We start from the raw sequence: 20,521 nt of genomic DNA, 5'->3' as shown, positions 1-20,521 counted from the left end.
AGACTCCGTAACACCGTCACTTCGCAGCCCCCACAAAGCGCATCACACCCACAATCCATAGCCTCGCAGATAGGGATATCGCTCATGTTCAATCTCGACGAATCCGAACAGACGGAAAGTGCCATCGCCCCTGCCTTTGCCACCGTGCCACCCACCAATGGCGGCATCGAAAGTACCGGCGTGGCGGTGGTCTGGCAGAACATTCTGCAGAGTGATGTGCTCCAGATGCTCTCGGACATCAATCCCCCGCTGACCGGTTCCTTCATCGATTTCCGCTACTGGGCAAACGGCATTCTTCGTTGGGCACTGAGCCAGCTGGATGACGACGGCATCCCGCTTTACATTTTCGCTATCCCGTCGTGGGAAACGGGCTCCGATGACAACGGCAATCCCGTCGTAGGGGCATTTCTGTTCCCGGTGGGTACCCAAGTCACCCTGCTCCAGCCCAGCGACGACGAACTCAACGCCGCGCTGGCGAGCGCCTACGGCAATCAGCCGCCCCTCACGCTGACCTCGAACCAGACCGGCGATCCTGACGAGCGCCGCTGGGCCGCGGCCGCCCACGCTTATGCCCAGACGCAAATCGACGCCAGCGGTAATCCCTACGCGGCCGGGATCCCGAGCTGGGAAATGGTGGTCGAGAGCGGCGTGAACTACCGAGGGGTCTACGCCTTTAGCAACACCCCCGGTGTCCAAGTGCTCAGGGCGGGTCGTGCTGCGCTGATGGATCAGATCCTCGCAGGTATTCTCGAACCCTTGAACAGCCCGAACCTGATGGATTCGAACATGAGTGTCCTCGCCGTCGCGGCCAACCGTTGGGCCATGCGCTACGGGGGGGTGTGCGGCGCAGGGACCTTTGGCTACTGCTCTGCCAAATACTCGGTGGAAAACGATTGGTACACCATCTTCACTCACGACGTCGTCATTTGCTTCGCACCACAACAGCCGACCATGGACTTGCTGCAATCCATCGTCGACCAACCCGCCGTGGCCTGGCCTGATTTCAACAATGCCTACTCGGCGCTGTGCGTCGCGCTTGGTAATATCATCAATGGGGCGAACTCCAACGACCCACTCGACCCACGCGCGCTTGCGGTGGCGTCCCCGGACTGGTCGCCGAACACTGTCGCCACCGAGCTCGCCACCTGGTTGCAATTCGACGCCAGTGGCAACTACAGTTTTTCGCCCACCGCCCCCGCTGCGCCGACGGGTGTGGCCACCGACGACTGGCTCCAGATCATCTATACGGTCTGGCAGGAGATGAGCGCTGTCGAACAGCTCCAATCGCTCTACACCTACACCCAAGGCACCCTGAATACGGCCCAGGGCACGGCCAATACCCTGATCAGCGGCGCGATCGCCAACATGCAGGCCAAGACCGACGACAGCGCACTGCTGGACTTCTGCCAACTGCTCAAGGATCTCGGTTATTCGCTGGTGTGGTTTTTCCCCGAAGCCGTCGCCCCCTGGGCCAACCTTGCGGTGGTGGCGGTGACCGATGTCATCCGCGTGATCACCAGCACCCTCGACGGGTCAGCCAGCTCGATCACCATCGGCCAATACTGGGAGCAGGTCGCCGATTCCTTCGAAACGAGCAACAAGAGCCTTGGTAACTTCTACACGACCATCGCCAGCGACCATGGGCGCCTGATAAATTTCTACCACTACGCCGACAACGGCAACCTGCCGATACCCACTGGCAATAACGGGGGCTCCTCGACCTCGGACGGCGACAGCTCCACTGCCACCGCCATGGCCAACGGGCTGATGTTGCAGGCCTACCAGAACCTGATGCCGCTCTTCTGGGCAATCGCCTGGGCCTGCCCCGACCCGCTCAGCGGCAGTGGCTACGATGCTTACTCGACACTCACCATTCCCAGAGCGCCCGAGGGCACCTATGTCGAGGGGACGTACTACGAATTCGCGATCATCTGGAGCGACAGCAATATCGTCAAAAGCTATCCGACGTCGGCGATGATGACGGACCTCACCGGCACACTGAACGTCAACCTGATGGACATCATGGCCCGGACCGATCCCTGGCTCGGTGTCGCCAGTTGGTTTGGCTGGTTCCTTGGCAATCAGGTCAACTTGCAAGGCCCCTATACGCGTTGATGCGTCGTCATCGCAGCTTCAGTTGAGTTGATCGCGGAGCGGTTTCCTGCACTGCGTCACCAGCAGTGTATTGAGCCGATTCCGCGCTTTTATCGCTCATACCGCCGCTGAATCCGCTCCAACTCCCCGGAACGCCGCAACTTCTCCAACGCACTGGCCCACGCCGCCACCACTTCATCGTCACTGTCAGGGCTGAAGGCGATGTACAGCGATGAGCGGTACAGCTCGATAGGGATCCGTCGCAAGGTGCCCGGCGCGATGTTCAACTGACGGCTGTAGTAAGCCACCCCCGCATCGGTGTCGCCGATGATGATGTTGGTGCGTCCGGCGAGCAGCATGCGGTAAAGCAGCTTGCTCTCGGTGGCGCTTTTGTCCAGGTTGTTGAAACCCAGCGACTGCAGCCTCTGTGGCACCAGGCCGGCGTGGCGCGTAGTGATCTGGGGGGCGTTCAGGAGTTGTTCCAAGGTGTCCAGTGGGGGCGTATTGGCCAGTTGATAGGGGTGGATGGACTCTTCCACGATCGGGCCGACCCATTTGTACAACGGCTCGCGCTCCGGTGTGCGAAACATGGAGTACATGATGGTCTTGGGTCGGTTCCTCAGTATCTGGCTCGCTCGCATACTCGGCTGCAACAGCAGCTCGAAGTCATCCCCGGTGAGTGCCATGATGGCCCGGACGATCTCGGTGGTCATGCCGGTGAGCTGATTGTTTTCCTGATAGTTGTACGGTGCCCACTCTTCGGTGACGACTTGATACTCCTCGGCCATGGCATCAACCGTGCCGAGCAATAGGCAAAGCAGTGCTGCAGCCGGTGTCGAATGTCTCACATGTTCTCCCGGTGGATGGTTCGGCGTTTGTGCATGGACGGGCCTGATTCAAGGGGGCAAGGTAAGCATAGACCCAAACACATGCTCAACAGTTGATGCAGTCCACATTCCGCCCCTTAGCAGCCCCCAGGCCTTGGTGTACGATCAGCGCGAACCGGATATCGGCCAGCGTACGCGGCGCTTCCCTTTCGCCCTTCTCCCTGTGACCCAGCCCACATGAATCCGATCGACCCACTGTCGTTTCAACGCATCATCACCGCCCATGGCAACGTCGAAGGCGCGGCGTATTTCGACGCTGAGGAAAGCCTCGCCCATGAGGTGTTTGCTGACCGCATCGTGTTCCAGACCAACTACCTGGATTACCGCAGCTATGAGGTCGATCTCGCCGAGGGCAGCGTACGCGTGCGCAAGACGCGGCTGGATAACTACTCGCGCGGCCATAAGGCCCAGGTGATCGATGACGACATGGATGACGAGGACTGGGCCGAGCTGGGCAGTCTGTGGCAGCGCTTGAGCCACGACCTGGACACCCTGGGACAAGGGCCGCAGCCCGATTTGGCCGATACCCTGGCCGATCTGTTTGATTGCCTGTTCGACGAGGCGCGCGCGCAGGCGCTCATTCAAAACATGCCGGCGCCTACCGGGCAATGGGATTGGGCCTGGACGCAGGTCGAGTCAGCGCTCACCGAAGCCAATCAGTTGGCGGGGTTCGAATGGAAGGAGTGGTCGTCCTGCGGGATCGATGCCGTCAATGCCCTCGCCCCGCTGCGACAGTTGGGCATTGAAATCCCTGCGCCTAAGCGTAAAGCCATCGATGCCATCAATCGCGCCAACGATCGGGAACGCGCAGTGCTGCAGTACTTCAACGCCCAGTTGGAGGCCCACGAGTTGAAGTTGTTGGCCATCGGCACGCACTTCGATGAATACCAGGCTTTTGCCTGCCTGCCCATGAACGGCCTGGGCCTGATCAACGCCTTGGAGATCATGGGCAGGCTGGGCATCGTCTACAAATATTAAGCGACCGACGCCCCGCGCTTTCGGTCCGCTTTTACAAGCCCATAAAGGGCTCCCCCCCTTTTGAGCCTCGAAGTGACGACATGACAAACTGTGAACAATGCGGGTTCCTCCTCCCTTACGACACCGCTGCTTGCCCGCGATGCGCCGGGGAATTTCGGCACACGGTAGAGGCACACGCGCCAAGGTCCCAGCCGTCGAAAGGGCAGAAAATCCTGAAATGGGTGCTGATCGGCATTGTGGTTGCGGTGCTGGTAGCTGTGGCAGCAGTCATGTGGATCCTGCACTCGCTGGGGCCGATGCCTTCTTTTGGTTGATGACTGGTTCACCGCAACCAAAGCGAAACGCAGCTATCCGATTTCCCCATAGTTGCTATCGATGCCAGCGCCGTTCTCGTCCTCGACCTCTCTCTCTAATCTGCCCACCAACGCGATCGATGACGATCGCCGCAGATCAAACCGACCTTATGGAGAGAGAAACGATGAACACATTCAACCGCACCCTCGCTGTCGCCACCCTGGCATTGGCCACCCTCAGCGCCGAGGCCGCGTCGCCTGTCCAGGCCGCTGCCAGTGCGTCTGCTGTCGGCAGCGTGGTCCAGTCGGCCAGCTACATCACCACCAAGGATGGCGTGCAGCTGTATTACAAGGACTGGGGCCCGCGCGATGGTCAGGTCGTGACCTTCAGCCACGGCTGGCCACTGGACTCCGACAGTTGGGAAGGCCAGATGATGTTCCTCGCCTCGAAGGGTTATCGCGTGGTGGCTCATGACCGTCGCGGCCACGGTCGCTCCAGCCAGCCTTGGGAAGGCAACGACATGGATCACTACGCCGATGACCTGGCGGCGGTGATTGAAGCGCTGGACCTGAAGAATGTCACGCTGGTGGGCTTCTCGACAGGGGGCGGTGAAGTGGCTCGCTACATCGGCCGTCACGGCACCGCTCGAGTGAAGAAAGCCGTGCTGGTGTCCTCTGTTCCGCCGTTGATGCTCAAGACAGACACCAACCCCGGTGGCTTGCCTATCGAGGTGTTCGATGGCCTGCGCAAGGCATCCCTGGAGAACCGCTCGCAGCTGTACCTGGACATTGCCTCGGGCCCGTTCTACGGCTACAACCGCAAGGGCGCCAAACCATCCCAAGGGCTGATCCAGTCGTTCTGGGTGCAGGGCATGCAGGGCGGCAGCAAGAATACCTATGACTCGATCGCGGCATTCTCGGCGACCGACTTGCGCGGCGATTTGAAGAAGTTCGATGTGCCGACACTGGTGATCCATGGCGATGACGACCAGATCGTGCCTATCGACGCTTCAGGCCGGGCCTCGGCGGCGCTGATCAAGGGCGCTCGACTGATCGTCTACCCTGGCGCGCCGCACGGCTTGACCGAGACGCACAAGGATCGCCTCAATCAGGATCTGCTGACCTTCCTCAAGGAATAAAAGCCCAGATCCCTTGTGGGAGCGAGCTTGCTCGCGATGGCGGTAGATCAGCCTGACTCAATGCTGAATCTGCCGACGCCTTCGCGAGCAAGCTCGCTCCCACAGTTGTTCTAGGATGGATCTCGGGTTCAATGCCGCAACAACTTACGCAATGGAATCTCGTCCTTGCGCACCGGTGACTTGATGACGATGTAGCTGAAGTACTTGGAGATGCCGATGTTCTTGTCCAGCAGGCTTTCCATCACGTCCTGATAGTCCTGGATGCTGCGGGTCATGAAGCGCACCAGGTAGTCGTAGCCGCCGCTGATGAGGTGGCATTCGAGTACTTCATCCACCAGGCGGATGTTGGATTCGAACTTGGCGAAGTCCTCACGCTTGTGGTCGCTGAGGGTGACTTCGGTGAAGACCGTCACCGAGTCGGTAATCTTGGCCAGGTTCAGATGGGCCTTGTAGCTGGAAATGTACCCCAACGACTCCAGTCGTTTGACCCGTTGCAGGCACGGGCTGGCGGACAAGCCCACGGCATCGGCCAGGCTGACGTTGGTCATGCGGCCATCTTTTTGAAGCTCTACCAAAATGCTGATGTCGATCCGGTCCAGTTTCGCTAAACCTTCCATCGCATACCTCTTGCCTGCCGTTTGTAAGACAATCTTCTAACAAAATCAGCGTCGTAAGGACAGCTGATGCTGAGCGACCAGATCAGCCATACTGTTGATGCAGTAGTCCGCCGCGCACGGTGCGGGAGACATGTCGTCGTTACGGCAGATCAAGCAGACAGCCCCAACCGACCGTGGGCGGGCGCCGGGACGGGTCACCTGGAGAATCGTCTCGGCGCTCAGGCCATTGGCCGTCAACCAATCGTGATCCTGCAACGGCTCGCTCGCCAGCGAAATAAAATCATCAGGCTCGATGCCCAGGCGCTCGCACAACACGCCCCGGTCCTCGGCATCGCGATCCCCCAGCACCAACAACCGATAGAACTTGCGCAGGTAGAGCATCGCACCCGGCGCATCCTCGAACAGCGTCCAACCGGCAGCCGAGCGGGCGAAGCTCATGCCCTCCTCCCAACTGACCTTGAGCTTCCAGCGCTCGGCCAATTGACGGTGGGCGAAACACAGCAAGCCGCTGAAGCCCAATTCGCCGAAACGCGGGTACAAGGCTTGCAGTACCTCGTCAAAATCGGCGAGCACCTGTGCTTTGTCCAACGGCTCGCCATGGTTTTCCAGCAACGGTTGCAACGCCGTCCAGACGCCGGAGTCCCGATCCACCAGGACCTCATCGCAGTCGATCAACAACGCCCGATATTCAGTCAGCCTCATCTGTAAAGCCTCCGATGATGTCCCATCGATCAACGCTCCATTAACCGCCACTGACGCCTGCCCCGGCAAACGTCATGAACGCGGGCATCAGCCCAGGACGCGTGCCAAGGCGCCGTCGAGAATCTGCAACGCTTCGTCGATCTGCGCCTCGCTGGTGACCAGCGGCGCCAGGAAGCGCAAGACGTTGCGGTACACGCCGCACTTGATCACCAGCAAACCACCGGCCCGGGCTTCGTCGATCAGGCGTTGGTTCAGGTCGGCGTCCGGGGTGCGCGCGTCGTCATGCTTGATCAGTTCGATCGCCAGCATGAAGCCGCTGCCGCGCACGTCGCCGATCTGCGGGTAACGGGTTTGCAGATGCAGCAGGCCCTGGCGCAAGCGCTCACCCAGGACTTCACCACGGGCCAGCAGCTGTTCTTGCTCGTACGCCTCGATCACCGCCAGCGCCGCCGCGCACGACAGCGCATTACCGCCGTAAGTACCGCCCAGGCCACCCGGCAGTGGAGCGTCCATGATCTCGGCCTTGCCAACCACGCCCGACAGCGGCAAGCCACCGGCGAGGCTCTTGGCGACCGTGACCAGGTCCGGCTGGATGCCGGCGTGCTGGAAGCCGAACCATTTACCGGTGCGACCGAAACCGGTCTGGATTTCATCGAGAATCAACACAATGCCATGCTTTTGCGTCAATGCGCGCAGGCCCTGCAAAAACTCGGCGGGGGCCGACAGGAAACCGCCATCGCCTTGCACCGGCTCGATGATGATCGCCGCGACCCGCTCAGGTGCCACTTGGGTGGCCAGCAGTTCGTCCAGGGCCTGGAGCGCCATCGCGCTGGTGACGCCGCGATAGGCATTCGGATACGGCGTGTGGAAGACCTCCGGGGCGAACGGACCGAAGTTCTGTTTATACGGCTGGCTCATGCCGGTCAGCGTGGTGCCGAGCAAGGTCCGGCCATGGAACCCGCCGCGAAAGGCAATCACGGCCGAGCGGTTGGTGTGGGCCCGGGCGATCTTTACTGCGTTCTCCACCGCTTCGGCACCCGAGGTAAAAAATGCCGCTTTATAGGCCTCCTGGCCGCCGATCATTTCACACAGGCGCTGGGCCAGGTCCAGGTAAGGCTTGTAGGCCACGACCTGGAAGCAGGCATGGGAGATTTTCTGCAACTGGGCCTGCACGGCCGCGACGACCTTGGGGTGATTGTGGCCGATGTTCAACACACCGATGCCGCCGACGAAGTCCAGGTAGCGCTTGCCGTCCACGTCCCATAATTCCGAGCCCTGGGCCCGATCGATCACCAACGGGTGCGCGGTGACCAGGCCACGGGGCACGAATTGATCACGCTGACGGAGCAAACTTGGGGTTTCTTCGACTTTACTGTTCATTGGCATTTCCCATCGTGAGCCTCGCACCCAGGAAGCGGCTGCGGTGTGTTCACAGGTTAAGCGTTCGACGCGATTGTCTAAGCCGAACTTGGTCGTTGAGAAATTCGGATCGACTGTTTACACCCCGGCAAACAGCAGAATCCTCCAGAGGCATTCCAGCCCCATGGAATCTGCCGCAAGAGGCACCTTGCAACGCAGCGTGATGCTGCTACGCCGGCCCTTTCGACAGATCCTGCTCTGGCGTTGAGGCATGCTAGGGGCTCCTTGATTTCAGGCGAGAAGTGACCCATGGCCCTGCTCTATAAAGCTGACCCGGTACGCGGCGAACACTGGCGGCGCCTGTTCGCCGAACACGCGCCGGACATCGAATGGCGTGCCTGGCCAGACATCGGCAACCCGCGGGATATCCAGTACCTGGCGGCCTGGCAGGCGCCGGACGACGTCGAAACGCTGTTGCCGAATCTGCAGGTGCTGTTCGCCTTGTCGGCCGGCGTGGATCAGCTCGACCTTGGCCGCTTGCCAACGACGCTGCCGGTGGTGCGCTTGCTCGACCCGGGCATCAGCCAGGGCATGTGCGAGTACGCCAGTTTCGCCGTGCTCAGCCTGCACCGGGACATGTTGCGCTATCGCCAGCAACAGGCCGAACGGTGCTGGCAAGCGCACCGGCTGGTGCCCGCCGGACAACGCCGGGTGGGCGTCATGGGCCTGGGTTTGCAGGCACGGCAGATACTTGCCACCTTGAAGACCTTTGGTTTTGCCTTGTCAGGCTGGGCCCGCAGCGAGCATGACATTGAGGGGGTGGTGTGCTTTGCCGGCGACGAGCAACTGCCGGCGTTTCTCGGTCAATGCGACATTGTGCTATGCGTCCTGCCGTTGACCGAGCAGACCCGAGGGATCCTCAACCGCCAGCTGTTCCAACACCTACCCAAGGGCGCAGCGTTGGTCAACATGGGCCGAGGTGGGCACCTGGTGGAAGCGGACCTGCTTGAAGCCCTTGCCGACGGCCAACTCAGCGCCGCGGTGCTGGACGTGCTGGAGCAGGAACCGGCGCCGGCGGATCATCCCTTCTGGCACCATCCACAGATACTATTGACCCCACACATCGCGGCGATGACTCAGCCTGAAAGTGCCTTTGGCGTGTTGCTGGAGAACATCCGCCGGCATCAACGGGGAGAATCGATGCTGGGCCTGGTTGATCGTGAGCGCAGCTATTGACCGGAGCCCTGTAGGAGCTGCCGAAGGCTGCGATCTATTGATCTGTCGGTCGTTCCCTCAGGACTCAACTGCCAGGAAAAAGATCGCAGCCTCGTTACACTCGGCAGCTCCTACACGGCGCCTGCAGGCAGCTACATCTTTGCGCTCAACCATGAAATCCGACTCGGTATTTACTGCTGGCCAAGCCTCTGATTTGAGCAAGAAATGTGGCCGGCAGAGCCGTTGCTTACGCAAGATACCGAATCGATGTGCCGCCCTTGCCAGGCCCGGTGGCAGGTGAGATACAAAGGCTTTCAGCGCACACATCCATCCGCTTTCGTCCCTTATTTTATGGTGATCAGCCATGTCCATTTCGCAACGCCCCACTTACTTCTATCGCGCCATGACCGCCACCGACGTGCCTGCGGCCCATGCCTTGTCCGTGCAGTTGAAATGGCCCCATCGCCTGGAAGACTGGGCGATGTTGCAACGCGTCGCCCAGGGGTTTGTCGTGGAAGACCAGGGCCGTTTGATCGGAACGGCGTTCACCTGCGCCCAGGGGGACTACGCCACCATCGGCCTGGTGATTGTCGACGATGAGTACCAGGGCCAGGGGATCGGTCGCAAGCTGATGGAACTGGCGATCGAGGCTTGCGGCTCGCGGACCGCCGTGCTAAATGCGACGCTGGCCGGTGCCCCGCTGTATGCCAGCCAGGGGTTCGTTGATTTTGGGCATATCCAGCAGCACCAAGGGCAAGCGCTGGTGCCGGCCCCACTGGAACTGGCCGCTGGCGAACGCTGCCGCGAGTTGAGCGAAGCCGATCACGCCGAACTGATCAAACTGGCCAATGCCGGGAGCGGGCTGGAGCGGAGCGCCGTACTCAATGACCTGTTCGAGGTCGTTGAACATTCAGCGGGTATCGAACGCGACGGTCACTTGTGCGCCTTCGCCCTGCTGCGCCCCTTCGGCCGTGGCCGCTGCATTGGCCCGGTCATCGCCCAGAACCTGGAACAGGCCCAGCACTTGATCGCCGTGCTGCTGGCCCGCGTGCCGGACGCATTCGTTCGCATCGACATCCCTTCAAACAGCGGCCTGGCCCCTTGGCTGGAAGAGGCCGGGCTCAAGCAGGTCGACACCGTCGCCCAAATGGCACGGGGCACGCCCCCGCAGGCGACCGGCGCGGTTCGGCAATTTGCGCCAGTGACCCAGGCCATTGGCTGAAAAACCCACACTCCCCTCAACGCTTCCCTGGAGAATCACCTTCATGCTCGAACCCACTGCAGTGCTGTTGGCACACGCCGATGGCCGCCTTGCCTCAACCCCGTTCACCCCGGGTTCACTGGGCGCCAACGATCCGTTCGACCGACTCATCGCCTATGCTGGGGAAGATGGCATGGCTGCCGGCGTGGTCCGGGCGAGCGGACTGTTCAGCGTCGATGCATACCCCTTCAGTGAGACGCTCGTGGTGCATGCCGGCGCAGTGACGCTGCGCAGCCAGGGGCAGACGCTGCAGCTCAAGCCGGGTGAAAGCGCGGTGATCGGTCGGGGCACGGCGCTTGAGGTCGAGGCGCAACCCGGCTCGCTCTGGGCCTTCTGTGCCGACACCCAGCGCATCGAAACACACCTTCCCGGGCTGACGGCGCTCCCCGCCCACACCCTGCTCTCGCCTTCCGCTGCCCCGGATGACGAGATCCTGCTCAGCCCGCCGCCACAATGTCGCTCGCACAATCTGTTTGTCGAAGAAGCGAGCAACCTGCGCATCGGCATCTGGGACTCGACGCCCTACACCCGCAAGTCACGAGCGCACAAACTGCATGAACTGATGCACCTGCTCGAAGGCAGCGTCACCTTGCAGGCAGCCGATGGCAGCGACTTGACGGTCAACACCGGCGATACCGTATTCGTGCCGCTGAATGCACCGTGTGCCTGGAAAAGCAGCGTTTATGTGCGCAAGGTGTACGTCGTCAAGTAATCCGGTGTATGGCAGTTCCACCGCTATCGCGAGCAAGCTCGCTCCCACAGGGGATTGGTGGTGGATGTGAAATCTGCGGCCAACCGAGGACCCAATGTGGGAGCAAAGCTTGCTCGCGATGGCGGCGGCACATCCAACATCACCACTCGCTGATCCACCGCTTTCGCGAGCAAGCTTTGCTCCCACAACGGGTTGCGGGCGGATGTGAAATCTGTGGTCAACCGAGGGCCCAATGTGGGAGCAAAGCTTGCTCGCGATGGCGGTGGCACATCCAACATCATCGCAAGCTGACCCACCGCTTTCGCGAGCAGGCTCGCTCCCACAGGGGATTTGTGGTGGATGTGAAATCTGCGGCCAACCGAGGACCCAATGTGGGAGCAAAGCTTGCTCGCGATGGCGGCGGCACATCCAACATCATCGCAAGCTGACCCACCGCTATCGCGAGCAGGCTCGCTCCCACAAGGGGTTTTGGCGGGTAGCGTCGGATCAGCAAAAAAAAGCCCGCAGTGTGAGCGGGCAAAAGGTGTCGCAGGTTGGATCAAGCCTCAGAGCGCGGCGGCGATGGCCTGGCCAACATCCTGGGTCGAGCCTTGCCCACCCAGGTCGGGGGTGATGGGGCCTTCGGCGATCACCTGTTCGATGGCCTTGAGGATCCCATCATGGGCCGCGCGGTAGCGCTCATCGCCGTTACCCAGGAAGTCGAGCATCAAGGCGCCGGACCAGATCATCGCGATCGGGTTGGCGATGTTCTGCCCATAGATATCGGGCGCCGAGCCATGCACCGGTTCGAACAGCGACGGGAAGCGGCGCTCCGGATCGAGGTTGGCCGACGGTGCGATACCGATGGTGCCGGCGCAGGCCGGGCCCAGGTCGGAGAGGATGTCGCCGAACAGGTTGGACGCCACCACCACATCAAACCGGTCCGGCTGCAAAACAAAGCGAGCACACAGGATGTCGATGTGTTGCTTGTCCCACTTCACGTCCGGGTACCGCTCGGCCATCAATGCCGTGCGCTCGTCCCAATACGGCATGCTGATGGAAATACCGTTGGACTTGGTCGCCGCTGTCAGGCGCTTGCGCGGTCGGGTCTGGGCCAGGTCGAAGGCGAACTTCAGGATGCGGTCGACCCCGCGCCGGGTGAACACCGACTCCTGCAGCACGAACTCATGCTCGGTGCCTTCGAACATCTTGCCGCCGATGGAAGAATATTCGCCCTCGGTGTTCTCGCGGATCACCACGAAGTCGATGTCCCCCGCCTTGCGTCCGGCCAACGGACACGGCACGCCCGGAAACAGCCGCACCGGGCGGATGTTCACGTACTGGTCGAAGTCGCGACGGAACTTGAGCAACGAGCCCCACAGGGAAATATGGTCCGGCACCTTGTCCGGCCAACCCACGGCGCCGAAGTAGATCGCGTCGAAGCCCTTGAGTTGTTCGAACCAGTCAGCGGGCATCATCTGCCCGTGCTCCAGGTAGTAATCGCAATGGGCCCAATCGAGCACTTCGATGTCCAGCGACAACTGCCACTTTTTCGCGGCTTGCTCCAGTACCCGCAGCCCTTCGGGCAGGACTTCCTTGCCGATGCCATCGCCGGCAATGGCAGCGATTCGAAATGGTTTGCTCATCAATCGTGGCTCCCTGGTGTCTGTTCAAATGACGGTCGCATCACAGCCCACCGATGTGGAAGGCTTTGACTTCAAGGTACTCGTCCAGGCCGTACTTGCTGCCTTCGCGCCCCAGGCCCGACTGTTTGATGCCGCCGAAGGGCGCGACTTCCATGGAGATAAGCCCGGTATTGAGCCCGACCATGCCGAACTCCAGCGCCTCGCCGAAACGCCATGAGCGGCGCAGGTCCTGGGTGAAGTAGTAAGCGCCCAGGCCATACGGCGTGGCATTGGCCAGGGCCAGGGCCTGCTCTTCAGTAGTAAAGCGCATCAGCGGCGCCACCGGGCCGAAGGTTTCCTCGTTGGCCAGCAACATCCCGGCATGGGCCTCGCCCAGTACCGTTGGCTGGACAAACTGACTGTCGCCCTCGGGAATACCACCACAGAGCAGACGCGCGCCCTGGCCCAACGCATCGTCGATGTGCCGGGCGACTTTGTTCACCGCCGCGAGGTTGATCAGCGGGCCGATCATCACGTCAGCCTCCAACCCGTTGCCGACCTTGAGCTTGGCCACCTCCTCTACCAGACGCGCGGCGAAGCGTTCGTAGATACCGTCCTGCACCAGGATGCGGTTGGCGCAGACGCAGGTCTGGCCAGCGTTGCGAAACTTGCTGAGCATGATGCCGGCCACCGCCTGCTCCAGGTCCGCGTCGTCAAACACGATGAACGGCGCATTGCCGCCCAGCTCCAGGCTCAAGCGCTTGATGTGCTCGGCGCTCTGGCGCATCAGCAAGCGCCCGACCGCCGTGGAACCGGTAAAGGAAATCTTGCGCACCGTCGGGTTGCCGGTCAGTTCTTCGCCGATACCGGCGGGCATACCCGTCACGACGTTGAACACCCCGGCCGGAATCCCGACCCGCTCGGCCAGCACCGCCAGGGCCAGGGCCGACAAGGGGGTCAGGTCCGAGGGTTTGACGATGACCGGGCAACCCGCCGCCAGGGCCGGGGCGCACTTGCGAGTGATCATCGCATTGGGGAAATTCCAGGGGGTGATCGCCGCACAGACACCCACCGGCTGCTTGAGCGTGAGCAGGCGTCGGTCGCCGCTGGGCGCCGGGATGGTTTCGCCATAGACCCGTCGGGCCTCTTCGGCAAACCATTTGGCGAAACCGGCCCCGTAGCGGATTTCGCCTTTGGCTTCGTTCAATGGCTTGCCCTGTTCACAGGTCATGATCAGCGCGAGGTCGTCGAGGTTGTCCATCATGGCTTGATACCAGCGCTCCAACAGCGCTGCCCGCTCCGCCGCCGGACGCGCGCGCCACGCCGGCCAGGCGCGCTCGGCGGCCTCGATGGCACGCCGGGTTTCCACGCCTTGCATCGCCGGTACACGGGCGAGCACCTGACCGGTGGCCGGGTCAATGACGTCAAGGGTGGCGGCGTTGTCGGCGCCGATCCACTGACCGTCGATGTAAGCGAGTTCTGCCAACAGGCTGGGGTCTTTCAATCGATTCTTGAGCATGGTCGCGTCCTGTTCCGAGGTGATTCCAGTCTAAGGAGATGCCGCGGGGCAGGATGCTGAAAGCGGGGTTTGGGCAGTGTTGGATGCTGAAGTTTCGAGGTGGGACGGCAGGCTCTACCGAGGCCCCAGGCTAAGCACCGAACACTGAATATTGAATACTGAATACTGAATACTGTGGGAGCAAAGCTTGCTCGCGATGGCGGTGGATCAGGCGACATCGATCAAGACCGTGTCATCGTTCATCGCGAGCAAGCTTTGCTCCCACAGGTGTGCTCCCACAGGTGTGCTCCCACCTTTTGTTTTGTGCAGGGCTTAGATTTTCAGCGAGCCGAGCAACCCTTCCAGGAACCGCTCCCCCGCCTCCATCTGGCTGATCTCGATGAACTCGTCAGGCTTGTGCGCCTGTTCGATGGAGCCTGGGCCGCAGACCACCACGGGTACATCCAGGCGCTGCTTGAACAGCCCGCCCTCGGTGCCGAAGGAGACCTTGGCGGTGCCGGTGTCCGGGGTGGCAAAGTTTTTCAGGAAACGCACAGCTTCGACGCTCGGATGAGTGTCGAGGCCCGGATAGACGTTGAGGGTTTCGATCTCGATGTCCGCGACGCTGGAGAGTTTTTTCGCCTCGCGCACGATCACCTCGGCGCGCTCGCGCAGTTGCTCCAGGAACAGGTCCAGATCGTCGTCCGGCAAATTGCGCACTTCGAAATCCAGGGTGCACAGGTTTGGCACGATGTTCAGTGCCTTGCCGCCGACAATCTGCCCGACATGCACGGTGCTGTAGGGCACGTCGTAATCCGCGTCCTGGGCGCCTTGCTCCTGCAATTGCTGCTGGCTCTGGCGCAACGCCGCGATGAAATCGCAGGCCACGTGAATCGCATTGACCGAGCGCGGTGCCAGCGATGAGTGCGCTTCCAGGCCGCGACAGTAAGTGCGATAGGAACCCTTGCCCTTGTGGCCGAGCACGAACTGCATGTTGGTCGGCTCGCCGATCACGCACAGAAACGGTCGCACCGGCGCCAGGTGCAGCACATCGAGCAAACGCCGCACCCCCACGCAACCGATCTCTTCGTCGTGGGAAAGCGCCAGTTGCAATGGCCGGTTCAACGAATGGTCAGCAGCATCGAGCATGGCGTCGATGGCCAGCGCAATAAAACCTTTCATGTCACAACTGCCGCGCCCGTACACCCGCCCATCGCGCACGGTCGCCTGGAACGCCGGAACGGTCCAGGCCTGCCCTGCCGCCGGCACCACGTCGGTGTGGCCGGACAGCAGGACCCCGGGCAACTCACGCGGGCCGGTGCTGGCGAACAGGTTGGCCTTCTTGCCGCTCTCATCCTTGACGATCAGCGACTCGATACCCTTGCTCAGCAACAGCTCGCGCACGTATTCGATCAGGGCCAGGTTCGATTCTGAAGAGACCGTTTCAAACGCCAGCAGGCGTTCGAAAATGGCTAACACGCGGGGTTTCATGAGGCCTTGCTCCGTTGCTCGGCGGAAAGGGCGAACCGGCGGATGGAGAACGGCTCGATGAGGGTTCGAGTGCTGCCGGTGCTGATCAGTTCAGCCATGACATCGCCAACGCCCGGACCGAGCTGGAAGCCATGGCCGCTGAAGCCGAACGCATAGTACAAGCCATCGACGTTGCCACTGGGGCCCATCACCGGCAGGGAATCGGGTAGGTAGCCTTCGATGCCGCTCCACACGCGGATGATGTTGAGATTGCCGACACCCGGCAGCAGGCGACGCATCTGGTCCAGTTGGTTGAGGATGCTGCGCGGCTCGACATAGGCCCGGCGGTTGAGCATGTCCGGCTTGCTGCGATAGCCGCCGCCGATAATGATATTGCCCCGGGGAATCTGGCGGAAATAGATCACTTCCTCAGGAATCTTGGTGTACACGCCGATCACCGTCGGCAAGGCATACGGCACCGGTTCGGTGACGGCCATCTGCGGGCCGTTGGTCTCCAGCGGCACTGGCTCGCCGAACTGCGCCGAGAGCTTCTGGCCCCAAGCGCCCGCGGTAATCAACAGTTGGGCGGCGCTGAACTGACGACCATCGGTGGTGCTGATGCTGAACCCGTCACCGACCTTCTGCACCTCGGCCACCTCGGTGCGTTCCTCGATGCGCGCACCGAGCCGCCGTGCCGCCCGGGCAAACGCCGGGGCGGCCAGACGCGGGTTGGCGTGACCGTCGTGAGGCGCATAGGAGCCGCCCTTGACGTCCTTGCCGAGAAACGGAAAACGCGCATGCAGCTCGCTGCCACGATAGATCTGCAAGTCCAGTTGCGCCGCTTCCGGTGCCGCGGCGTAAGCCTCAAGCTCGGGTATTTCATCCTCGCGATAACACACGCGCATGTGCCCGCTGGCGATGAACTCCAAGTCGTCGTCGATCAGCTCCGGCAGGCGTTTCCACAGCGCCCAGGAGCGGTTGGCCAGTTCCAGTTGCCCGAGAAAACGCCCCTGGCGCCGCACGTTACCGAAGTTGACGCCGCTGGCGTACTGGCCGATCTGGTCACGCTCCAGCAGGATCACCGACTGCCCCCGTTGGCGCAGGAAAAACGCTGCCGCCGAGCCCATCAGGCCGCCGCCGACAATCACCACATCGGCTTTATTCAGCGTCATGGCGTCACCTCCCGAGTGAGCATCGAAAGTGGTTTCACGGGAGCCTGACCGCGCTGGCGTCCCACCTCCTGCACCTGGACACCCGCTGCTGCTGCAATCACTTCGGCCCCGGCCTGGGAGCAATAACGTCCCTGGCAGCGGCCCATGCCAACCCGGCTGAACGCCTTGGCCCGGTTGACTTCACAAGCACCCTTTTCGCTGACCGTACGGCGCAGTTCACCGGCGCTGATCATCTCGCAGCGGCAAACGATGGCTTCGTCCGGCAAGGCCTTGGCTTGTGCCGCTGGCCAGGGAAACGCCTGGGCCAGGCCGAGGCGAAACGCGTCCATTACCTTGAGCGCCTGGCGCTGCTCAGCGACCTGTGCGGCGTCCACCGGCTGCTGCAGATCGCTCAACAATGCCAGGGCGACCAGGCGCCCGGCATGCTCGGCGGCATCGGCGCCACGGATCTTCGAACCATCACCGGCGGCGTAGACACCGCTGACCGAGGTCCGTCCCTCTTCGTCCGTGTCCAGCAGCCATTGGCTGGACGCCTCGTCAAAGCGCAGGCGGCAGCCCGCCAGGTCGGCCAGTTGGGTTTCCGGGCGCAAGTGATAACCCAGCGCCACCGCATCGCAGGCCACCGTCAAGGCTTCCCCACTGGCGGTACGAACCCGCACGCCGCTGACGCCGGTAGTCGCTTCTCCCAGAATCTGCAGCGGCGAAATGCCCAAGTGCACAGCAATCTTCGCCCGATACAACTGCGCCAACAGTTTCATGCCGGTGAACAGCAAGCTCGGGCGCGCCATGAGTTTGGGCAAGGCTTTGATGCGCTGGCCCAGCGGCGATGTGTCCAGCACCGCCGTGACGTTGGCGCCGGCCTTGAGGTATTGGCTGGCGACCAGATACAGCAACGGTCCGCTGCCCATGAACACCACCCGGTGGCCGATGGAAACCGCCTGGGCCTTCAAGGCGATCTGCGCGCCGCCGAGGCTGTAGGTGCCGCCCAACTGCCAGCCCTCGATGGGCATCAAGCGGTCGGTGGCGCCGGTGCAGAGGATCAGCGCGTCGTAATCCACCGTCGTGTGCTGGCCCTGGCTGACGCAGCACAATTGCCCCGGTGTCAGGTTCCACACCAGGGTGTCCGGACGGTAGTCGATCTGCGGGCGCAAACGGTCGAAGCTTTCGTGCAGGTCACGGGCCTTGTCCGCTTCGGTGCCGTACAGCGTGGCGTAGCTGCGGGTGAACCCTTCGGGCTGGCGCCGGTAGATCTGCCCGCCATCGCGACGGTTTTCGTCGAGCAGGATCGGCTTGAAGCCCGCTGCGACCAGGGTCTGCGCGCAACGGATGCCGGCCGGCCCGGCGCCGACGATGACGACTCGATGCGTGTTCAGCCGCGCAGTGGCCATATCGCCTCCGGTTGCTCAGTGATGATGTCCAACCCTTCGCGTACTTCATTGGAGCAGGCTCGCAGGCGTTCGCCGCTGCGGGTCCAGACCCAGCAATCCTGGCAGGCGCCCATCAGGCAGAAACCGGCCCGGCTGCCCGGATCGAATTCCGACTGGCGCAACGCCGGGCCGTGGGTCAGCAACGCGACCATCAAGGTGTCGCCCTGCAACGCCTCGACCGGGACGCCATCCACTTTCAATTTGACGACGGGCCGGCCCTGTTCGGCCAACCTCACGAAACGCGCGCTCATGCGTAGGCTCCCACGATCATGCTGTTTGAATCCTGTTGGCGCTTGAGCAGCTCGGCACTGTCGTGATGACAGAGCACCTCGCTGCCGCCGTCGATGATCCGCCGGGGCGGCGCGGTGTGGTTGCACAGGCCATCGACCCGCGCCGGGCAGCGATTGAGGAAGGTGCACAGCTGCGGCACCTCGGCGCGCGCGCCCAACGCCGGCAGCGTGCCGCAGGTGGTGGCGCCACAACTTTCCAGCCAACCCTGGCGCATCTCCGGTACTGAGTGGATCAGCAGGTCGGTGTAGGGATGGAACGGCGCCTGGGCGAACGATTGCCGGCTGCCCTCTTGAACCTTGTGGCCGCTGTACATCACCACGATGTCGTCGCACAGCGCCCGCACCGTGGAGATGTCATGGCTGATGAACAGGTAGGACACCCCCAGTTGCTGGCGCAGGTCGCGCAGCAGTTCGAGGATTGCCGCGCCGACCACGGTGTCGAGGGCCGAGGTCACTTCATCGCACAGGATCAGGTCTGGCTTGGCCGCCAGCGCCCGGGCCAGGTTGACCCGCTGTTTCTGTCCGCCGGAGAGTTCGCTCGGGCGGCGCTCGGCCATGTCCCGTGGCAGACGCACCAGGTCGAGCAATTCGCCGATACGCTCACGCAGCGCCGCGCCCTTGAGGCCGAAATACATCTTCAACGGCCGGCTCAGGATGGTGCTGATGCTGTGCATCGGGTTGAGTGCGGTGTCGGCGTTCTGGAACACCATCTGGATGCGCCGGAACTGTTCATCCGTGCGCTCGGACAGGCTGCCACCCAGTGGCTGACCGTCAAACGTCAGCCCGCCCAGGGCCGGGGTCAACAGCCCGGCCACCACCCTCGCCAAGGTGGATTTGCCCGAGCCCGACTCACCGATCACACCGATGGCCTGGCCCCTGCGCACGGTCAGGTCGATGTCTTCGAGCACCCGGATCGCCGGCATGCCGTGCTGGTTCTTGTTGCCGTAGCCGGCGGTCAGGCCCTTGATGGTCAGCAGCGGCGTGTCTTCGGCCACACCGCACGGCGGGCGAATGGTGGTGTCTGGCCGGGCCGCCGCCAGCAGGCTGCGGGTGTAGGCATGAGCCGGGCCCTTGAGCAGCGGCGCGGTGGCGCTCTGTTCGAAGATCTGCCCGCCGTTGAGCACCACGATCTGGTCGGCCATTTGCGCCACGACGGCCAGGTCGTGGGACACGTAGACCGCCGTCGCGCCACGCTCGCGCACCACCCGCTTGAAGGCGCGCAGCACGTCGATCTGGGTGGTCACATCAAGGGCCGTGGTCGGCTCATCGAGCACCACCAGCAGCGGATCGCTGATCAGCGCCATGGCCGCCATCACCCGCTGCAGTTGCCCGCCGGACACTTGATGGGGATAACGCTGGCCGATGCGCTCGGGATCCGGCAGTGCCAGGTCGCGGAACAGTTCGATGGCCTTGGCTTCGAGCACGGCCCGGCTGCCCAGGCCATGGATCAACGCGCCTTCCACCACCTGGTCGATGAGTTGCTTGGCCGGGTTGAACGCCGCCGCGGCGCTTTGGGCAATGTACGACACCCGATTGCCGCGCAGGCCTTGCAGCTCGTGCTCACTCAAGGCGAGCATGTCGTGCTCGCCAATCTGCACCACGCCGCCGGCCAGGCGACAACCGCGCCGGGCATAACCGAGCAGTGCCAGGGCGATGGTGGTCTTGCCCGAACCGGACTCGCCGATCAGCGCCAGCACTTCACCTTTCTCCAGGGAGAAACTCACGCCCTTGACGATCTCCACCTCGCTGCGCTCGCCACAGGCGACCACGCGCAGGTTCTCGACTCGGATCAACTGGCTCATA

General features: G+C 62.5%; 17 protein-coding genes. 6 read left to right on the top strand and 11 right to left on the bottom strand.

Annotation, left to right across the window (positions count from 1 at the left end):
- Nucleotides 1–84: 84 nt before the first annotated feature.
- Nucleotides 85–2,115, top strand: coding sequence for a hypothetical protein (locus ASC85_RS09300; protein WP_057449104.1), 2,031 nt, complete (start codon nucleotides 85–87; stop codon nucleotides 2,113–2,115).
- 89 nt (nucleotides 2,116–2,204) lie between these two features.
- On the opposite strand, the gene ASC85_RS09295 is transcribed toward ASC85_RS09300, so the two are convergent.
- Nucleotides 2,205–2,882, bottom strand: a complete 678-nt coding sequence (locus ASC85_RS09295; RefSeq protein WP_430458902.1) for a substrate-binding periplasmic protein — start codon at nucleotides 2,880–2,882, stop codon at nucleotides 2,205–2,207.
- Between the two features lie 276 nt (nucleotides 2,883–3,158).
- Between ASC85_RS09295 and ASC85_RS09290 the strand changes: the two genes are divergently transcribed.
- A complete protein-coding gene (locus tag ASC85_RS09290; protein ID WP_057449102.1) occupies nucleotides 3,159–3,959 on the top strand; it encodes a DUF6630 family protein in 801 nt (266 codons plus the stop codon).
- A gap of 478 nt (nucleotides 3,960–4,437) precedes the next feature.
- Entirely contained in the window at nucleotides 4,438–5,391 is a 954-nt protein-coding gene (locus tag ASC85_RS09285) for an alpha/beta fold hydrolase (protein WP_057449101.1), read from the top strand.
- Between the two features lie 128 nt (nucleotides 5,392–5,519).
- On the opposite strand, the gene ASC85_RS09280 is transcribed toward ASC85_RS09285, so the two are convergent.
- From ASC85_RS09280 to gabT, 3 genes are all read right to left on the bottom strand, one after another.
- Complete coding sequence (locus ASC85_RS09280; RefSeq protein ID WP_003203167.1) at nucleotides 5,520–6,008, bottom strand: Lrp/AsnC family transcriptional regulator; 489 nt, start codon at nucleotides 6,006–6,008, stop codon at nucleotides 5,520–5,522.
- Nucleotides 6,009–6,053: 45 nt separating this feature from the next.
- Complete coding sequence (locus ASC85_RS09275; protein WP_057449100.1) at nucleotides 6,054–6,710, bottom strand: HAD family hydrolase; 657 nt, start codon at nucleotides 6,708–6,710, stop codon at nucleotides 6,054–6,056.
- Between the two features lie 87 nt (nucleotides 6,711–6,797).
- Nucleotides 6,798–8,090: a 4-aminobutyrate--2-oxoglutarate transaminase gene (gene gabT / locus ASC85_RS09270; RefSeq protein ID WP_057449099.1), complete on the bottom strand. Its 1,293-nt coding sequence runs from the start codon at nucleotides 8,088–8,090 to the stop codon at nucleotides 6,798–6,800.
- A gap of 288 nt (nucleotides 8,091–8,378) precedes the next feature.
- On the opposite strand from gabT, the gene ASC85_RS09265 reads away from it, so the two are divergent.
- The 3 genes from ASC85_RS09265 (at nucleotide 8,379) to ASC85_RS09255 (ending at nucleotide 11,257) form a co-directional block, all read left to right on the top strand.
- Complete coding sequence (locus tag ASC85_RS09265; protein WP_057449098.1) at nucleotides 8,379–9,305, top strand: 2-hydroxyacid dehydrogenase; 927 nt, start codon at nucleotides 8,379–8,381, stop codon at nucleotides 9,303–9,305.
- 343 nt (nucleotides 9,306–9,648) lie between these two features.
- On the top strand, nucleotides 9,649–10,506 hold the full coding sequence (locus ASC85_RS09260) for a GNAT family N-acetyltransferase (protein ID WP_057449097.1): 858 nt from the start codon (nucleotides 9,649–9,651) through the stop codon (nucleotides 10,504–10,506).
- Between the two features lie 43 nt (nucleotides 10,507–10,549).
- A complete protein-coding gene (locus ASC85_RS09255; RefSeq protein ID WP_057449096.1) occupies nucleotides 10,550–11,257 on the top strand; it encodes a cupin domain-containing protein in 708 nt (235 codons plus the stop codon).
- A 545-nt stretch (nucleotides 11,258–11,802) separates the two neighbouring features.
- Here the strand turns inward: ASC85_RS09255 and ASC85_RS09250 are convergent.
- The 7 genes from ASC85_RS09250 to ASC85_RS09220 form a co-directional block, all read right to left on the bottom strand.
- A complete protein-coding gene (locus tag ASC85_RS09250; RefSeq protein WP_024617429.1) occupies nucleotides 11,803–12,882 on the bottom strand; it encodes a tartrate dehydrogenase in 1,080 nt (359 codons plus the stop codon).
- Between the two features lie 40 nt (nucleotides 12,883–12,922).
- Complete coding sequence (locus tag ASC85_RS09245) at nucleotides 12,923–14,380, bottom strand: NAD-dependent succinate-semialdehyde dehydrogenase (RefSeq protein WP_057449095.1); 1,458 nt, start codon at nucleotides 14,378–14,380, stop codon at nucleotides 12,923–12,925.
- 312 nt (nucleotides 14,381–14,692) lie between these two features.
- A complete protein-coding gene (gene argE, locus ASC85_RS09240) occupies nucleotides 14,693–15,850 on the bottom strand; it encodes an acetylornithine deacetylase (protein WP_003203187.1) in 1,158 nt (385 codons plus the stop codon).
- Nucleotides 15,847–17,001 carry an NAD(P)/FAD-dependent oxidoreductase gene (locus ASC85_RS09235; protein ID WP_057449094.1) on the bottom strand — a complete coding sequence of 385 codons (1,155 nt, stop codon included), beginning with the start codon at nucleotides 16,999–17,001 and terminating at the stop codon, nucleotides 15,847–15,849. The genes argE and ASC85_RS09235 overlap by 4 nt, the downstream gene beginning before the upstream one ends.
- Nucleotides 16,998–18,389 (bottom strand): FAD/NAD(P)-dependent oxidoreductase, encoded by a 1,392-nt coding sequence (locus ASC85_RS09230; protein ID WP_057449093.1) that lies wholly within the window; start codon nucleotides 18,387–18,389, stop codon nucleotides 16,998–17,000. Before ASC85_RS09230 ends, ASC85_RS09235 begins: the two co-directional genes overlap by 4 nt.
- Nucleotides 18,371–18,679: a (2Fe-2S)-binding protein gene (locus tag ASC85_RS09225; protein ID WP_057449092.1), complete on the bottom strand. Its 309-nt coding sequence runs from the start codon at nucleotides 18,677–18,679 to the stop codon at nucleotides 18,371–18,373. Before ASC85_RS09225 ends, ASC85_RS09230 begins: the two co-directional genes overlap by 19 nt.
- Nucleotides 18,676–20,520: an ABC transporter ATP-binding protein gene (locus ASC85_RS09220; protein WP_057449091.1), complete on the bottom strand. Its 1,845-nt coding sequence runs from the start codon at nucleotides 20,518–20,520 to the stop codon at nucleotides 18,676–18,678. The genes ASC85_RS09225 and ASC85_RS09220 overlap by 4 nt, the downstream gene beginning before the upstream one ends.
- Nucleotide 20,521 lies beyond the last annotated feature (1 nt).

It is taken from the genome of Pseudomonas sp. Root401 (assembly GCF_001425105.1).
In the GTDB taxonomy this organism is placed as follows: Bacteria; Pseudomonadota; Gammaproteobacteria; order Pseudomonadales; family Pseudomonadaceae; genus Aquipseudomonas; species Aquipseudomonas brassicacearum.
The sequence above is the reverse complement of the archived record's forward strand: the minus strand, read 5'-3'. Positions and strand labels throughout refer to the sequence as shown.

What these genes read in the sequence shown, in the direction of transcription:
- ASC85_RS09300 (WP_057449104.1), top strand. Translation starts at nt 85, where the DNA reads ATGTTCAATCTCGACGAATCCGAACAGACGGAAAGTGCCATCGCCCCT.
- ASC85_RS09295 (WP_430458902.1), bottom strand. Translation starts at nt 2,882, where the DNA reads ATGGCCGAGGAGTATCAAGTCGTCACCGAAGAGTGGGCACCGTACAAC.
- ASC85_RS09290 (WP_057449102.1), top strand. Translation starts at nt 3,159, where the DNA reads ATGAATCCGATCGACCCACTGTCGTTTCAACGCATCATCACCGCCCAT.
- ASC85_RS09285 (WP_057449101.1), top strand. Translation starts at nt 4,438, where the DNA reads ATGAACACATTCAACCGCACCCTCGCTGTCGCCACCCTGGCATTGGCC.
- ASC85_RS09280 (WP_003203167.1), bottom strand. Translation starts at nt 6,008, where the DNA reads ATGGAAGGTTTAGCGAAACTGGACCGGATCGACATCAGCATTTTGGTA.
- ASC85_RS09275 (WP_057449100.1), bottom strand. Translation starts at nt 6,710, where the DNA reads ATGAGGCTGACTGAATATCGGGCGTTGTTGATCGACTGCGATGAGGTC.
- gabT (WP_057449099.1), bottom strand. Translation starts at nt 8,090, where the DNA reads ATGAACAGTAAAGTCGAAGAAACCCCAAGTTTGCTCCGTCAGCGTGAT.
- ASC85_RS09265 (WP_057449098.1), top strand. Translation starts at nt 8,379, where the DNA reads ATGGCCCTGCTCTATAAAGCTGACCCGGTACGCGGCGAACACTGGCGG.
- ASC85_RS09260 (WP_057449097.1), top strand. Translation starts at nt 9,649, where the DNA reads ATGTCCATTTCGCAACGCCCCACTTACTTCTATCGCGCCATGACCGCC.
- ASC85_RS09255 (WP_057449096.1), top strand. Translation starts at nt 10,550, where the DNA reads ATGCTCGAACCCACTGCAGTGCTGTTGGCACACGCCGATGGCCGCCTT.
- ASC85_RS09250 (WP_024617429.1), bottom strand. Translation starts at nt 12,882, where the DNA reads ATGAGCAAACCATTTCGAATCGCTGCCATTGCCGGCGATGGCATCGGC.
- ASC85_RS09245 (WP_057449095.1), bottom strand. Translation starts at nt 14,380, where the DNA reads ATGCTCAAGAATCGATTGAAAGACCCCAGCCTGTTGGCAGAACTCGCT.
- argE (WP_003203187.1), bottom strand. Translation starts at nt 15,850, where the DNA reads ATGAAACCCCGCGTGTTAGCCATTTTCGAACGCCTGCTGGCGTTTGAA.
- ASC85_RS09235 (WP_057449094.1), bottom strand. Translation starts at nt 17,001, where the DNA reads ATGACGCTGAATAAAGCCGATGTGGTGATTGTCGGCGGCGGCCTGATG.
- ASC85_RS09230 (WP_057449093.1), bottom strand. Translation starts at nt 18,389, where the DNA reads ATGGCCACTGCGCGGCTGAACACGCATCGAGTCGTCATCGTCGGCGCC.
- ASC85_RS09225 (WP_057449092.1), bottom strand. Translation starts at nt 18,679, where the DNA reads ATGAGCGCGCGTTTCGTGAGGTTGGCCGAACAGGGCCGGCCCGTCGTC.
- ASC85_RS09220 (WP_057449091.1), bottom strand. Translation starts at nt 20,520, where the DNA reads ATGAGCCAGTTGATCCGAGTCGAGAACCTGCGCGTGGTCGCCTGTGGC.